The following is a 13,255-nucleotide window of genomic DNA, read 5'->3' as shown; positions in this document are numbered from 1 at the left end:
CAAGAAACCAGGAGGAGAAAGGCATGCGTAGAGCAATCACGACCGACGCCAACGGGCTGGAGGTCCTGGGCATGGGGTTCTATTGGGACGATGTCGAGGTCGGCTATCGCTTCCGCACCCTGGGGCGGACCATCACCGAGGCGGACATCACCCTGTTCATCGGAACGGTGGGCATGGTCGAGGAAATGTTCACCAACCTCGACTACATCGGCTCGCAATCCATCATCGGATCGCGTCCGGCGCCCGGTTCGCTGGTCTTCTGCATGGCCGAGGGCCTGCTGATGCAGAGCACCATGCAGCGCACGGGCATGGCGTTCATGGAGGCGGACATCAAGGTGCACAAGCCGACCAATGCCGGCGACACCATCCATGTCGAATGCGAAGTGGTCGAGGCCAGGGCAACGAGCAAGGCCGACCGCGGCCTGGTGCGTACCGCCAACCGCGTGGTCAACCAGCGGGGCGAGACCGTGCTGACCTACTCGCCGCTGCGCATGGTCAAGACCCGACCGAACGAATCCACCCCTGCGGGAGACCAATGATGAAAACCTTGCGATCGATGGGCCTGTGCGCCGTGGCGTTTGCCGCGCAGGGGCTGCCGGCGGCCCAGGCCGCCTATCCCGACAAGCCGGTCACCATCGTCGTGCCGTTCGCGGCCGGCAGTCCGACCGATGCCGTGGCGCGCGTGGTGGCCGAGGCGCTGAGCAAGCGCCTGGGCCAATCCATGGTGGTTCAGAACCGGCCGGGCGCCACGGGCATGATAGGCAGCGAATACGTCGCGCGCGCACAGCCGGATGGCTACACCCTGTTGTTCGGCACCAATACCACCCAGGTGGCGAACCAGTACTTTTTCAAGAAAGTGTCCTACGACGGCCTGAAGGACTTCGCGCCGGTGGCCGTGGTGGGCGGTGTCCCGCATGCGCTGGTGGTCAACCCTTCGGTGCCGGTCAACTCGGTGGCCGAGCTGATCGCCTATGCCAAGGCGCATCCCGGCAAGCTGTCCTTCCCCTATGCCAACAGCACCACTCGCATCACCGGCAGCACTTTTCGCGTGATGACGAAGACGGAGATCAACGCCATCCCGTACAAGGCTTACGGCCAGGCCATTGCCGAGCTGCTGGGCGGGCAGACGCAGATGATGTTCATCGATTTCTCGACCGGTCTTTCCTACATGATCACGGGCAAGCTCAAGGCGCTGGCCATCACGCCGGACCGCTCGGCCAAGCTGCCGGGCGTGCCCGCCATGAAGGAGGTGCTGCCGGGCTTCGAGATCGGCAACTGGAACGGCCTGTTCGCGCCCGCGGGGACGTCGCCCGAGATCATCGACCGGCTCAATCGCGAGGTCCGCGCCGTGCTGGAGCAACCCGAGCTGCGCAAGCAGGTGGACGGCGTGGGCTACGAACTGCTGCCGCCGATGGCGCCGGCCGAATTCGGCAAGTACATCGCCGAGGAAAGCCGGCACTACGCCAGGCTTACCAGCGCCGCCGACATCAAGCCCGAGTGAGGGGCAAGCGTGGAGCCATCTTTCGAGCCGTCTTTCCGACTCCAGGAGGCCTGACATGACGACACCCACCGATGCCCCCGTGCAGTATGCGCTGACATCCGGCATCGCCACGATCCGCATCAACCGGCCGGACCAGCGCAATGCGCTGTCGATCGCGGTCTGCGAACGGCTGCTGGATCTCTGGGACGAGGTCGACCGCGACGAGGCCGTGCGCGCCGTCGTGCTGACCTCGGCCGATTGCGGGACGTTCTCGGCCGGCATGGACCTGAAGGAAGCCGCGAGAGTACGCGCGGAATCGGGCAAGGACATGCTGGAGCTGCTGCGCGATCCGTTCCACCAGCGCATGCGGCGGGTGGCCAAGCCCATCATCGCCGCCATGACGGGCCATTTCACCGCGGGAGGCATGGTCCTGGCTGCCAACAGCGACATCCGGGTGGGCCTGCAGGGAACGCGCGGGGGGATCTCCGAGGCCAAGGTGGGGCGGGGCTCGCCGTGGGGCGTGCCCATGCTGTGGATGCTGCCGCAGCCCTTCCTGCTGGAGATGATGATGACGGGCGACATGCATCCCATCGAACGCTTCCATCAATTGGGGTTCGTCAACTACGTGGAGGCGACGCCCGCAGCGGTGCGCGAACGGGCGCAGGCGGTCGCCCGCACCATCGCGGACAATGCGCCGTTGACCGTATGGGCGGCCAAGAAAAGCGTGGGGGCGGCGATGGACCTGGGGTGCGATCGCGGCTTCGAGGCGGCCTGCAAGTTCCACGAGCGCGTCTATGCCAGCGCGGATGCCATCGAGGGCCCGCGCGCCTTCGCCGAAAAGCGCCCGCCGCGCTGGATCGGAGCCTAGCCATGGCGGCGGACCAGGGGTTCGTCCAGCGCGAGGACCGGGACGGCATCGTCACCCTGACGCTCTGCCATCCCGACACGCTGAACCGTTTTTCCAGCACCGAGCAATTCCTGGAGCTGGCCGGCCACGTTCGCCGCGCCAACGCCGATCCCGCTGCGCGCGTGCTCGTCATCACCGGCCAGGGCAGGGCGTTCTGCGCGGGCGGCGACCTGAGGCAGATGGCGCGGCGCGAAATGTTCTCGGCCGGCTCCGTATCGCAGGTGCAGGCGCGCTACCGGGACACGGTGCACCAGGTGCCGCTGGCCCTGAGCGAGACCGAGATCCCCGTCATCGCCGCGGTCAACGGGCCGGCCTATGGCGCGGGCTGCGACCTTGCCTGCTTCTGCGACATACGCATCGCGGCGCGCAGCGCGCGTTTCTCGGTCAGCTTCGCGCGGCTGGGCATCGTCGCCGGGGACGGCGGGGCGTGGATGCTGCCCCGCCTGGTGGGCCGGTCCAAGGCCATGGAGCTGGCTTTCACGGCCGATCCCATCGACGCCGACGAGGCACTGCGCATCGGCCTGGTGTCGGATGTCGTGCCCGACGACGAACTGCGCGCGCGGGCCGACGGCCTGGCCCGCCGCATCGCCAGGCATCCCGCCCAGGCCATGCGCATGCACAAGCGCCTGCTGCGCGATGCGGAGCAACATACGCTGCCGACCCACCTGGACGTCGTGGCGGCGTTCCAGGCGATCGCCCACGTCTCGGAGGAACACCTCCAGGCGGTGCGCGACGCGCTGGGGTCGCTGGACGAGGGGCGCCGGCCGGGGTCTTAGCGGCCAGCGTCCTTGTCGAGCGCGATGCGCTGGGCCACCGCGAAGAGTTCGGGCGCCACCTGCTGGCGCAGGTTCTTTTCCGTCAGGCTGGCGCCCACGGCCATGGCGGCCAGGGCGAATTCCACGCCGTCGCCGGCGTGCACCGGCGTGGCGATGGAGGCGGTCTGGTTGGCGACCGGCGAGGCCAGATAGCACCAGCCGTTCCTGTCCAACTCCTGGAAGGCCGCATGGGTGTCGGCGATCTGTCGCTGCATGCCCGCGCCGGCCTCGTCCTCGATTTGGGCCAGCAGGACGCGGCGCTGTTCCTCTGGCTGTCCCCACAGGTAGGCGCGCCCGGACGCGGACGCCACCATGGAGAAGCGCGAGCCGGTGGTCAGCCCTAGGCGGACCTTGCCGGAGGGAACGCAGTGCTCGACCACCAGCATGTGCAATCGGTCGCGGGTGGTCAGCGTCACGTGGACGCCATAGCGTTGGGACAATTCGAGCATCAGCGGCCGTGCCGCCTGGGCAATGGGCAGGCGGCGCTTGACCGCGCGTCCCAACGCCAGGCAGGCGACATGCGGCTGGTAGACGTCGTTGCTCAGCGGTTGCAGGAAATGGTGGTTCAGCAGCGTCTGCACGAGCTTGTCCGTGGTCGCTCGCGTCAGGCCGAGCCTGTTCGAGATGTCGTCCAGCGACAGCCTGCGGTGGCGCACGTCGAACAGCCGGAGGATCTCCAGGCCCCGGCGCAGCGAATCGACCTGGATATCGGCAGCCTGGGGCGATTCGGGGGCCGGTTGGCGGGTCCTGACCATGCCTACTCCTGGCCGGCGCTGAGCTCGGCTTCCAGCCTGGCCTTGAGCGCCAGCAGTCCGGGGGCCACTTCCTGCTTCAGCCGCGCCATGGCCAGCGCGTTCGAGGGCGCGGCGCAGCCCAGCGCATAGGTGTGCGGTCCCTCGGGCGTATCTATCACGACCGCCACGCCGTTGGTTCCTTCCTCCAGTGTGCCCGCCGCCACGCAATAGCCCTGGCCGGCCATCTGGGCGACGGCGTGAGGCACTTCGCGGCTCAAGGATTCGCAGGCCGACGGATCCGCAACGCCGAGCCTTTCGAGATAGGCCAGGCGTTCGGCATCGCCCATGGCGCCGACCAGCGCCCGGCCCAGGGCCGAGCGGTCGATGCGCAGGCGCGAGCCCGCGCGCACGCGCAGCGTGAACAGCATCTCGCGGCTGTGGGCGACCTCGTTGCACACCATGCTGCTGGCGTCGGGGGAGGCCAGGACCACCGACACGCGGTGCTTGTCGGCGAACTGCTGCATCAGCGGCCTGGCCAGCACGACGAAATCGCTATGGGAGGCCGCGGCGAAACCCAGCGCGAGCACCGGCATGCCCAGGCGGTAGGCAGCCCGCTGGGCCGAGTATTCCAGATAGCCCGCTTCCAGCAGATTGGAGGTCAGCCGCGAGACGGTGGGCTTGGGCAGGTCGGTAAGCGCGGCCAGTTCGGAGTTGGTCAACCAGCCGTTCTCCGGCTCGAAAGCGGAGAGTATCGTGAGTCCGCGGGCCAGGACGCGGACGTCCCGGGTGCCTGGTTGCCGAGATGACGGGTTGGCGACGTTCTGCATGAGGCTGGGAAAGAAAATGGCCTCAATTGTATATGTGAACCTTCGCCGGATCGTGCAGGCGGGCGACCCGGATGCGCGCCCTTGCCATCAGTCCCACTCGGGCGCGAGCCCCTGGGGATCCACCTCGCGGCCATTGCGCTCCAGCGCGGCGATCCTCGCCATGTCGTCGGCATCGAGCCTGAGATCGCGGGCGAGCAGGTTGCCGGCCAGGTTCTCGCGCTTGGTGGAAGAGGGGATCACCGCATAGCCGAGCTGCAGCGCCCAGGCCAGCGCGACCTGCGCCACGGTGGCATGGTGCTTGGCGGCGATCGCGGCCAGTACCGGATCCTTCAGCACCTTGCCGTAGGCCAGCGTCATGTACGAGGTCACGGTGATGCCTTGTTCCTGCAGGAACGCGGTCAGCTTGCGGTTCTGCAGATACGGGCTGAGCTCGATCTGGTTGGTGGCGATCTCGCCCTTGCCGACCATCGAGATGGCTTGCTGCGTCAGCGCGATGTTGAAGTTGGAGATGCCGATCTGCCGGGTCAGGCCCTGCGCCTTGGCCTCGGCCAGCGCCGCCATGGTCTCGCCCAGTTCGACGCCGTTGCCCGGCGCCGGCCAGTGGATCAGGGTCAGGTCGACGTAGTCGGTACGCAGCTTCTCCAGGCTGGCGCGCAGGCTGGGCGCCAGCTTGTCCTTGGCGTAGCTGTCGGTCCAGATCTTGGTGGTCAGGAAAAGGTCGGCGCGCTTGACGCCGCTCTGGGCGATGGCCTGGCCGACCTCGGCCTCGTTGCCGTAGATCTGCGCGGTGTCGACGGCGCGATAGCCCACGTCCAGGGCGTTGCGCACCGAGTCGATGACGGTCTGGCCGGTCAGGCGGAAGGTGCCGACGCCGAAGGAAGGAATGCTCATGGAAGATCTCCTGGATAGCGGGGGTATGGCTGGCATTGTGCCGGCTTTACCTTTGCGGATGAAGCGCGGTATAAGCCAAATACATTTGAATTAAAGTCAATAAAACGCGTGCGTTTCGTCGGGTTCTAGAATTCCTCTCGCAGTGTTCCTTCGGGCGCGGCCGTAAGCGTTTACGTCAACCAACGCATCACCAGCGGCACCCGTGGCCGGCAGGCCGACGAGCGCGGCGGCAAGTCGGGCATGTTCCGGGGCCTGGCCCTGTACGCGCTGGCTTCCCTGCTGAGCCTGGCGTCGGCGCTGCCGGTGCTGGGGCATGGCATGGTGTCCTATGCGGTCCTGCTCGCCGGCCGGCTGCTGCTGGGCCTGTGGCTGTTGCAGGACGCGGGGTTCGCCGGCCTGATGGCGATCTGCGTCGCGCTGCCGCTGCTGGGCGCGTTCTTCCCGCTGTATTTCCTGGCCAAGGGGTGGGAAGGCGCCGGTTATGGGCCGACGTGCTTCGGCCTGGGCTTCGACTTGACGGAGGCAAACCGGAGTTTCTAGAATGCTAGCAATCTAGCAAACAGGGTCGCCATGGCCGAGGAAGAGGTCAAGCAGTTCAACGTCTATCTGCCGGTCGGCCTGATCCGGCAGGTCAAGCATCACGCCATCGAATCGGAGTCCTCGCTCTCGGCCCTGGTGGCCGAGGCGCTGCGCGCCTATCTCGACGCGCAGCGGCCCGGGCGCCGATCTACCAGAAAGGAGAAGTGACATGAAGTCCGAGCGGATCGAAGCCGTGTTCCTGACCACCCACAACTGGGGCAAGGCGGCCAGGTTCTTCCAGGCCCTGGGCTTCAAGCTGGAGTTCGAGACCGACCACAACTCGGGCCAGCTGCGCAATGGCGACGGTCCTTATCTGTTCATCGCCGAGGTCCCTGAAAGCGAGAAACCCGAGTCGCAAATCGTGCTGAAACTGCCCGACGCGGACGCGTTCCAGCCCGAGCCCATCGTCGAGGTGGTCACGCCGTTCGAGGACACGCACTGGGGCACGCGGGACATGACCGTGCGCGATCCCGATGGTCGCGTCTGGCGCTTGCAGGCTCCGGCCCAGGCCGGAAAGTGAGTGGCGATCGTGACTGACGAACAGGATGTGGCGCCCGACAGCACCGCGGCGCGGGTAGCCTTGTGGCGCGCGCTGCATGTCGAGGTCGATGCACGGCCGCACGTGCTGGACGATGAAGTCGGCCTGCGCCTGCTGGCGCCGGAGCCGGGCTGGCAGCGCCGCGGCGACATGGACCAGGGGTTCACCCGGCCGTTTCGCGCGTCCATCGTGGGCCGGGCCCGTTTCATCGAGGACCTGGTCGTGGATCAGGCCGGCCGTGGCCTCGAGCAGTACGTGATCCTGGGCGCCGGGCTGGACAGCTTCGCGCAGCGCCGGCCCGAGGTGGCATCGCGGTTGCGGATGTTCGAAATCGATAAACCGGGGCCGCAGGAATGGAAACGGCGGCGGCTGGCCGAACTGGGCTTGGGGATACCGGAGTGGTTGCGCTTCGTGCCGGTCGACTTCGAGGCCGGCGAGTCCTGGTGGGAACGCTTGCTGGCGGCCGGGTTCGACGGCGGCAAGCCGGCGGTCGTGGTATCCACCGGGGTCAGCATGTACCTGACGAAAGAGGCGAACGCCGCCACGCTGCGCCGGATGGCGACGCTGGCGCCGGGGTCGACGTTTGCGATGTCGTTCCTGCTGCCGCTGGACATGGCCGATCCGCAAGTGCGTCCGGGCATGGAGATGGCGGAGAAGGGCGCGCGCGAGAGCGGAACGCCGTTCGTGAGCTTCTTCCTGCCGGCGCAGATCCTGGCGCTGGCCCGCGAGCAGGGATTCAAGGAGGCGCGCCACGTCTCGGCCGACGAGCTGGCCCGGCGGTATTTCTCCGGCCGCGCGGACGGCCTGCGGCCGCCGGCCAATGCCGAGGAACTGCTCGTGGCGACCACCTAGCCGGCCCTCGCAAGATCCGTTCACCATTGTTGTGAAAACCTGTTTCACAACGGTGCGGCAATCGCCGCGCATTGGGTTATTCTCGCGGCAACGCGAAGAACGGATCCCGCATGACCAGCTTCAGGACAGTGGGCGCGGCGGCGGTGGCTTTATCCCTGCTGGCCGGCTGTGCCCAGTACACCGCGCTGCCGCGCCCCGGCTACGAGTCGCGGGGTACCGAGGACATGTCCTCGGACCAGATGATGCAGACCGATTTCAATCGGACCCTGACCATCGCCATGCGTGACAACCTGTCCAGCCTGATGTCGCTGATGACCAAGCTCTACAAGCGCAACCCGCGCGAGTGGCGCAAGTCCGGCAAACCCAGCATGGAGTCCGCCGCCGAGACGGTCAGGCGGTCCATCGATGCCCACACGCCGCCGGCGGGGCTCCAGGGCCTGCGCGACGTCGAGATCCTGGCCGTGGCGCTCGATCCCGCTTACCCCGGCGATCGGGTCGCCGCCTTCATCTACGGCATGGCCGACACCATCGTCGCGGCGCACGACGGCAAGACGCGCTTCTATGCCTTCGACCTGCTGGACGGAGGCCGGGTCTACAACGCGGCTCGCAACGTCGAGGCCGCGGCCTGGCTGCTGGGCAGCCGGCGCGATGCGCGCGGGGAGCCGCTGCTGCTGGCCAACGAATGGACGGACACGCAGGCCAACCTGAGTTTCGAACGGGAGTTCGGCGCCATCATCGGGCGCCTGGACCTGATCGCCAACCTGCTGGGCGAGAATTCGCGCCGGCTGGGCATCAACTACGCGCAGAACCTGATGCTGTTTTCCTTCCTGCCGGTGCGCTAGGGCCGTCATTTGCGGTCGCGCGAGCCTCCGGCCTCGCGCCCGAGCAGCGCGCGCTTGCGCTCCACGCCCCAACGGTAGCCCGACAGGTCGCCGTCGCGCCGGATGACCCGGTGGCAGGGGATGGCCACGGCGATGTGGTTGGCGCCGCAGGCCTGGGCGACGGCGCGTACGGCCCGGGGCACGCCTATGCGCTGCGCGATCTCGGCATAGCTCGCGGTCCGGCCCGGCGGGATCTCGCGCAGGGCCTGCCAGACGCGTTCCTGGAAGGCCGTGCCGCGCACGTCCAGCGGCAGGTTCAGGCCGATGGAGGGCGCCTCGATGAAACCCACCACCTGGGCCACCAGACGTTCGAAGCCGGCGTCGCCGCCGATCAACCGGGCCTTGGGGAACCGGTCTTGCAGGTCGCGCACCAGCGCGTCCGGATCGTCGCCCAGCAGGATGGCGCAGATGCCGCGTTGGCTTTGCGCGACCAGGATGGCGCCCAGCGAGCATTGACCCACCGCGAAGCGGATGACCGCGCCGGCGCCGCCCGCTCGGTAGTCGCGCGCGCGCATGCCCAGCAACTGGTCGGAGGCTTCGTAGAACCGGCTGTTGGAGTTGAACCCCGCCTCGTAGATGGCATCGGTGACCGAGGCATCGGCTTCGCCCAGTTCCTCGCGCAGCCGGCGGGCGCGCCGGGCCGAGGCATAGGCCTTGGGCGTCAGGCCGGTCTCCGCCTTGAATACCCGATGGAAGTGGAAGGGGCTCATACCCGCCCAAGCGGCCAGTTCCGCGAGGCCGGGCGGCGTCTCGGCGTTTTCGATCAGGCGGCAGGCACGGGCGATCAGCGCCGCGCGTTCGCGCGCGGCTTCGGGTCCGTCCTGCTGTCGCCGGCTGGCGCGGTAGCCGGCCGCCTCGGCGTCCCGGGGCGAGTCGAAGAATTCGACGTTGGCGCGGCGGGGCAGGCGTGTGGGCGAGCTGGGGCGGCAATACACGCCGGTCGTGCGCACGGCATAGACGAAGTGGCCGTCGGCATCGGCGTCGCGCGCCTGGACCGCCCGCCAGCGGGCGTCGTCGGTGGCATAGTCGGAGGGTGGGCGCGTACCCATGGCGGCTGTTCCGGGGGACGTGGTCATGTCATCAGGATAGAGAATAGTCCGGGCGCAAGCGCTCCGTTTCTTGCGCCCGAATCCGAGGTGTCATCCCGCGTTCCTGAACGTGAAGTTGATGCGCTGGCGGCCCAGGACCGGATGCGGGACGTCGGCCAGCGGCATTACGCCGTGGTAGCGCAGGCGGTCCGGGCCGCCCCAGACGGCGATGTCGCCGTGATGCAGTTCGAGCCGCGCCGCCTTGTCCGAACGCTGGTGGCCGCCGAACAGGAAGATCGCCGGCATGCCCAGGGACACCGAGACGATGGGGGCGTCGAGGTCGCGTTCGTTCTTGTCCTGGTGCAGCGACATCCGTGCGCCGGGCAGGTAGCGGTTGATCAGGCAGGCATCGGGCTGGAAGCGCGGAAAGCCCGCCGCGTCGGCCGCCTCTTGCGCCAGCGCGGCGAAAGCCTCCGGCATGGCGGGCCAGGGCAGGCCGGTGGCGGGGTCGGTGCGCGAGTACCGGTAGCCGTGGCGGTCGGTGGTCCAGCCCAGCGTGCCGCAATTCGTCAGTGCGACCGACATGGTGAAGCCGCCGGGCGTCACCATGTGGCGGAACGGCGCGGCGTCCGTGACGCGGGAGATGGCGGGCAGCAGTTCGTCCACGCGGGGCAGCGCGAAGCCGCGCAGCAGGAAGGCGCGCGGTCCCATGGGCACGGGCTGGCCGGAGATGGCGTCGGAGAAGAGATCGAATGTCTGCATGGTCCTGCGCTAGCGCGCGTCGTGGAAGATCAGGCCCACGGTGTACCGCCTGCCGCTGTGGACGCGGCTGACGCCGTGGCGCATCGCCACCTTGCGTACGCCGCCGCGCCGGCCCGGCGCCGGGCGCTGGTTGACGGCGAATACCACCGCGTCGCCCTGGCGCAGCGCGATGACATCGGCGCGCTGGCCGTCATTGGCGGTTTCCGTCATGACGAATTCGCCGCCGGTGAAATCGCGTCCCGGTTCGGACAGCAGGATGGCCACCTGCAACGGGAACACCCGTTCGCCGTAGAGATCCTGATGCAGGCAATTGTAGTCGCCGGCTTCATACGCCAGGATCAGCGGTGCCGGACGCAACTGGCCGGCCTCGTGGCAGTACGCCAGGAAGGTATCCAGGTCGCCGGGATAGCAGGCGGCTTGGCCCATCAGGCGGTTCCAACTATTGGCGATGGGCGCCAGCCGCGGGTACAGCGCATGCCGCAACGCGTGCAGCGGGGCGGGCAAGGGGTAGGCGAAGTATTTGTATTCGCCGCGTCCGAAGCCGTGGCGGCTCATCACGACGCGGCTGCGGTACAGCGCGTCCTGCGGGTAGCGCGCGGCCAGCCGGACACATTGCGCGGGTTCGAGCAGCGCGGGCAGAACCGCATGGCCTTGTTCGCCCAGCGTCCGCTCGATACCGTGCCAGTCGTACGCCGGCAGGCCGGGCGCGTCTGGCGCCTGCGAGTTGCGGCGGGGCGGAGAGCGGGATAAGGAGTGCATCGCGTGCGTCCGGTTGACAGGATCGGTCCAGTCTACGTCCGCCGCGCGACCGTCGACACTCCGCTCCTTGCGCTGGAATTCGCCCGCGTAAGGGCCCCTCATGCAATGCGTTTCGCTCCTGGAGGATTGCTCATGCCGTCGCGCGCCCGGCCTCCACCTTCATCTCCACCGCCGTTTCCATCGCGCGGTGGGCGTAGCAGGTGCGGGCGGCAACCAGCGGCAGCGGAGCCGCGGCCGATTCGTCGATGTCGCCGTTCAGGAAAACGTGGGTATCGAAGGCCGACGCGGTGCCCCGCGCGCCCTCGGCGCCGGCCGCGACCGTGTAGCTCGTGGTCTGCACCAGCGTGGTGGATGCCAGCGGCAGCCGGCGCACGTCGATGTAGCGGCAGAACTGCGTGTGATAGCAGAACGCGGTACCGACCGAGAAATAGGCGAGCGGGGTGGGCGCCAGTCGGCCGCTGCCGTCGCTGACCAGGGTCCAGCGGCTGGCCGCGCCGGCTTCGGGAAAACCGACGGTGGAATGGACGAGGCCGGTCGCCGGGTCCAGTGCGCCTTCGGCCTGCATGTGCCAGCCCACCGAGGCCGTGCTGTCGTTCTGCAGGACCATGCCCGCGGTGCCCGTGCCGGGCAGGCGCGCCAGGATGTCGGGGTGGGCCGCTTCGTCCGTGGGGACGAAGGCCGAGGCGTGGGCCGCGAGCGGATCGGTTTCCCGGTTGGCGCTGGGATGCAGGCCTTCCGCCTCGACGGGCCGGCCGTTCAGGTAGAGCGCGAAATGGCCTTCGCGCGGGGTCAACATGGCATCGACGGCGGGGGAAGCCGCCAGGGCCTCCCGCACGGCGCGGGCGATGGTGCCGGCGTCGCCGTCGGCGTCCAGATCAACCAGCCATGACAGGCCGTACACCAGGCCCACCGCTTCGCCCTTGACGAAAGAGCCCTTGGATGCGAACCCCTGGCGCACCCGCACGAACAGGCCGCGCAGCGCCAGGCCGTGCTCACGCGCCCGCGCCGCGATGCGCAACACGGCGTCGGCATGCAGCCCCGCGCCCCAGTGCATCAGCGGCGCGGGCGCCATGTCCGTGCCGCGCAGGTACTTGCCCTCGTCGGCGCTCAGCCGCCAGGTGCGGCCGCTGGAGATTTCGCGCACCAGTCCCTCTTTCTGGAAATGGCCGATGCCGATGATCTCGCACCGGTAAGTGTCGCTGCCCGCCTCGGAATAGGGCAGTCCTTGCGGGGCGGTGGCCGCGGCGAGGGGGAAGGCGGTGGGGTAGGGACTGGCTTCGAGCGGAACGGACGAACGGATAGACATGGCGGCCTTGAGTGGGTGATCAGTATGGTTGACTGTACGTTCGTTCAGTTTTTTGTCGAATAGGGGATTTCCCGCCGTACCCAGGCTCGGCAGACTGTACGTACAGTCGGTCTTCCTCTACGCTAGGCGGTTTCTGATGGCGGAGCAGGCAACACGATGGGAAAGTCCGTGGCATCCCGGAGCAAGGAGCCGGCCGGAGCGGAACTGGCCCGGCGTGAACGGGTGATCGTGGCGGCGGAGCGGCTGTTCGCCGACGAGGGCTATCACGGCGTCTCGATGCGCGACATCGCCAAGGCGGCGGAAGTCGGCCTGCCCTTGATCGTCTATCACTTCGAAACCAAGCTGGGGCTGTACCGGGCCATCTTCGAGTACCGGCGCGACCTGTTCGATGAACGGCTGCGGCAGCTCGAACGGATCGATTTCGGTGCGCCCGACGTGCTGGGGCATATCGCCACCGCCTTCGTCGGTCCCATCATCCGCAGCCATGCGACGCCCGAGGGCCGGGAGTACGCGCGCCTGGTCGTGCGCGAGGCCTCCGATCCGCAGGAAGAGACCCGCGGCATCATCGAACACTACTACGATCCCATCGCCAAGGCCTACATCGCGGCCACGCGGCGCGCATTGCCCGAGGCCTCGCACGAATACCTGTGCTGGGCCTACATGTTCGCGGTGGGAGCGCTGGTGATGAGCGTGTTCGACCACCGCATCGCCCGGCTGTCGGACGGCGCGTTCACCGCTATCGACGTCGAGACCAAGACCCGCATGCTGGCCGCGTTCATCGCCGATGGCTTGCGTGCAGGCGCGCGGCTGAGGTAGGGGCGGCGATTTGTCTGTGGTCCGCGTGTGTTTTACCCTGTGGCGTCATGAGCGGGCGCAGGCCCCGCCTTTCACCTTCC

Annotated in this window: 17 protein-coding genes; 10 read left to right on the top strand and 7 right to left on the bottom strand. The window is 68.1% G+C overall.

The window, feature by feature from the left end:
• Positions 1–23 precede the first annotated feature (23 nt).
• Genes EGT29_RS14515 through EGT29_RS14500 form a run of 4 tightly spaced genes read left to right on the top strand, consistent with a single transcriptional unit; the run spans position 24 to position 3,163 of the window.
• The gene (locus tag EGT29_RS14515) at positions 24–539 is read left to right on the top strand and encodes a MaoC family dehydratase N-terminal domain-containing protein (protein WP_124689658.1); all 516 of its coding nucleotides are present in this window, start codon (positions 24–26) and stop codon (positions 537–539) included.
• On the top strand, positions 539–1,501 hold the full coding sequence (locus EGT29_RS14510; RefSeq protein ID WP_124689657.1) for a tripartite tricarboxylate transporter substrate binding protein: 963 nt from the start codon (positions 539–541) through the stop codon (positions 1,499–1,501). Before EGT29_RS14515 ends, EGT29_RS14510 begins: the two co-directional genes overlap by 1 nt.
• A gap of 55 nt (positions 1,502–1,556) precedes the next feature.
• Complete coding sequence (locus EGT29_RS14505) at positions 1,557–2,348, top strand: enoyl-CoA hydratase/isomerase family protein (protein ID WP_124689656.1); 792 nt, start codon at positions 1,557–1,559, stop codon at positions 2,346–2,348.
• A gap of 2 nt (positions 2,349–2,350) precedes the next feature.
• Positions 2,351–3,163, top strand: coding sequence for an enoyl-CoA hydratase-related protein (locus tag EGT29_RS14500; RefSeq protein WP_124689655.1), 813 nt, complete (start codon positions 2,351–2,353; stop codon positions 3,161–3,163).
• Here EGT29_RS14500 and EGT29_RS14495 read toward each other — a convergent pair.
• The 3 genes from EGT29_RS14495 to dkgB form a co-directional block, all read right to left on the bottom strand.
• Entirely contained in the window at positions 3,160–3,957 is a 798-nt protein-coding gene (locus tag EGT29_RS14495; RefSeq protein ID WP_124689654.1) for an IclR family transcriptional regulator, read from the bottom strand. The genes EGT29_RS14500 and EGT29_RS14495 overlap by 4 nt on opposite strands.
• Positions 3,958–3,959: 2 nt before the next feature.
• Positions 3,960–4,763 carry an IclR family transcriptional regulator gene (locus EGT29_RS14490; protein WP_124689653.1) on the bottom strand — a complete coding sequence of 268 codons (804 nt, stop codon included), beginning with the start codon at positions 4,761–4,763 and terminating at the stop codon, positions 3,960–3,962.
• Positions 4,764–4,850: 87 nt separating this feature from the next.
• Positions 4,851–5,654, bottom strand: a complete 804-nt coding sequence (dkgB, locus tag EGT29_RS14485) for a 2,5-didehydrogluconate reductase DkgB (RefSeq protein ID WP_124689652.1) — start codon at positions 5,652–5,654, stop codon at positions 4,851–4,853.
• Positions 5,655–5,894: 240 nt separating this feature from the next.
• Here dkgB and EGT29_RS14480 point away from each other — a divergent pair, with 240 nt between their 5' ends.
• From EGT29_RS14480 to EGT29_RS14460, 5 genes are all read left to right on the top strand, one after another.
• Positions 5,895–6,194, top strand: a complete 300-nt coding sequence (locus EGT29_RS14480; RefSeq protein ID WP_124689651.1) for a hypothetical protein — start codon at positions 5,895–5,897, stop codon at positions 6,192–6,194.
• A 30-nt stretch (positions 6,195–6,224) separates the two neighbouring features.
• A complete protein-coding gene (locus tag EGT29_RS14475; RefSeq protein WP_124689650.1) occupies positions 6,225–6,401 on the top strand; it encodes a ribbon-helix-helix protein, CopG family in 177 nt (58 codons plus the stop codon).
• Position 6,402: 1 nt separating this feature from the next.
• A complete protein-coding gene (locus tag EGT29_RS14470; protein WP_124689649.1) occupies positions 6,403–6,753 on the top strand; it encodes a glyoxalase/bleomycin resistance/extradiol dioxygenase family protein in 351 nt (116 codons plus the stop codon).
• A gap of 9 nt (positions 6,754–6,762) precedes the next feature.
• Positions 6,763–7,623: a class I SAM-dependent methyltransferase gene (locus EGT29_RS14465; RefSeq protein WP_124692361.1), complete on the top strand. Its 861-nt coding sequence runs from the start codon at positions 6,763–6,765 to the stop codon at positions 7,621–7,623.
• 110 nt (positions 7,624–7,733) lie between these two features.
• Positions 7,734–8,465, top strand: a complete 732-nt coding sequence (locus EGT29_RS14460) for a hypothetical protein (protein WP_124689648.1) — start codon at positions 7,734–7,736, stop codon at positions 8,463–8,465.
• 5 nt (positions 8,466–8,470) lie between these two features.
• On the opposite strand, the gene ada is transcribed toward EGT29_RS14460, so the two are convergent.
• The 4 genes from ada to EGT29_RS14440 form a co-directional block, all read right to left on the bottom strand.
• Positions 8,471–9,553, bottom strand: a complete 1,083-nt coding sequence (ada, locus tag EGT29_RS14455; protein ID WP_238159985.1) for a bifunctional DNA-binding transcriptional regulator/O6-methylguanine-DNA methyltransferase Ada — start codon at positions 9,551–9,553, stop codon at positions 8,471–8,473.
• A 90-nt stretch (positions 9,554–9,643) separates the two neighbouring features.
• On the bottom strand, positions 9,644–10,294 hold the full coding sequence (alkB, locus tag EGT29_RS14450) for a DNA oxidative demethylase AlkB (protein ID WP_124689646.1): 651 nt from the start codon (positions 10,292–10,294) through the stop codon (positions 9,644–9,646).
• Positions 10,295–10,303: 9 nt separating this feature from the next.
• On the bottom strand, positions 10,304–11,053 hold the full coding sequence (locus tag EGT29_RS14445) for a 2OG-Fe(II) oxygenase (RefSeq protein WP_124689645.1): 750 nt from the start codon (positions 11,051–11,053) through the stop codon (positions 10,304–10,306).
• A gap of 130 nt (positions 11,054–11,183) precedes the next feature.
• Positions 11,184–12,359 carry a hypothetical protein gene (locus EGT29_RS14440; RefSeq protein WP_124689644.1) on the bottom strand — a complete coding sequence of 392 codons (1,176 nt, stop codon included), beginning with the start codon at positions 12,357–12,359 and terminating at the stop codon, positions 11,184–11,186.
• 168 nt (positions 12,360–12,527) lie between these two features.
• On the opposite strand from EGT29_RS14440, the gene EGT29_RS14435 reads away from it, so the two are divergent.
• Positions 12,528–13,175, top strand: a complete 648-nt coding sequence (locus EGT29_RS14435; RefSeq protein ID WP_238159982.1) for a TetR/AcrR family transcriptional regulator — start codon at positions 12,528–12,530, stop codon at positions 13,173–13,175.
• Positions 13,176–13,255: the final 80 nt, after the last annotated feature.

Origin of the sequence: Pigmentiphaga sp. H8 (assembly GCF_003854895.1) — a bacterium.
In the GTDB taxonomy this organism is placed as follows: Bacteria; Pseudomonadota; Gammaproteobacteria; order Burkholderiales; family Burkholderiaceae_B; genus Pigmentiphaga.
The sequence above is the reverse complement of the archived record's forward strand: the minus strand, read 5'-3'. Positions and strand labels throughout refer to the sequence as shown.

Excerpts from the sequence above, each read along its gene's own strand:
- dkgB (WP_124689652.1), bottom strand. The coding sequence starts at position 5,654 with ATGAGCATTCCTTCCTTCGGCGTCGGCACCTTCCGCCTGACCGGCCAG.
- EGT29_RS14440 (WP_124689644.1), bottom strand. The coding sequence starts at position 12,359 with ATGTCTATCCGTTCGTCCGTTCCGCTCGAAGCCAGTCCCTACCCCACC.
- ada (WP_238159985.1), bottom strand. The coding sequence starts at position 9,553 with ATGGGTACGCGCCCACCCTCCGACTATGCCACCGACGACGCCCGCTGG.
- EGT29_RS14470 (WP_124689649.1), top strand. The coding sequence starts at position 6,403 with ATGAAGTCCGAGCGGATCGAAGCCGTGTTCCTGACCACCCACAACTGG.
- EGT29_RS14500 (WP_124689655.1), top strand. The coding sequence starts at position 2,351 with ATGGCGGCGGACCAGGGGTTCGTCCAGCGCGAGGACCGGGACGGCATC.
- EGT29_RS14495 (WP_124689654.1), bottom strand. The coding sequence starts at position 3,957 with ATGGTCAGGACCCGCCAACCGGCCCCCGAATCGCCCCAGGCTGCCGAT.
- EGT29_RS14475 (WP_124689650.1), top strand. The coding sequence starts at position 6,225 with ATGGCCGAGGAAGAGGTCAAGCAGTTCAACGTCTATCTGCCGGTCGGC.
- EGT29_RS14480 (WP_124689651.1), top strand. The coding sequence starts at position 5,895 with ATGTTCCGGGGCCTGGCCCTGTACGCGCTGGCTTCCCTGCTGAGCCTG.
- EGT29_RS14490 (WP_124689653.1), bottom strand. The coding sequence starts at position 4,763 with ATGCAGAACGTCGCCAACCCGTCATCTCGGCAACCAGGCACCCGGGAC.
- EGT29_RS14445 (WP_124689645.1), bottom strand. The coding sequence starts at position 11,053 with ATGCACTCCTTATCCCGCTCTCCGCCCCGCCGCAACTCGCAGGCGCCA.
- EGT29_RS14460 (WP_124689648.1), top strand. The coding sequence starts at position 7,734 with ATGACCAGCTTCAGGACAGTGGGCGCGGCGGCGGTGGCTTTATCCCTG.
- EGT29_RS14510 (WP_124689657.1), top strand. The coding sequence starts at position 539 with ATGAAAACCTTGCGATCGATGGGCCTGTGCGCCGTGGCGTTTGCCGCG.
- alkB (WP_124689646.1), bottom strand. The coding sequence starts at position 10,294 with ATGCAGACATTCGATCTCTTCTCCGACGCCATCTCCGGCCAGCCCGTG.
- EGT29_RS14505 (WP_124689656.1), top strand. The coding sequence starts at position 1,557 with ATGACGACACCCACCGATGCCCCCGTGCAGTATGCGCTGACATCCGGC.
- EGT29_RS14515 (WP_124689658.1), top strand. The coding sequence starts at position 24 with ATGCGTAGAGCAATCACGACCGACGCCAACGGGCTGGAGGTCCTGGGC.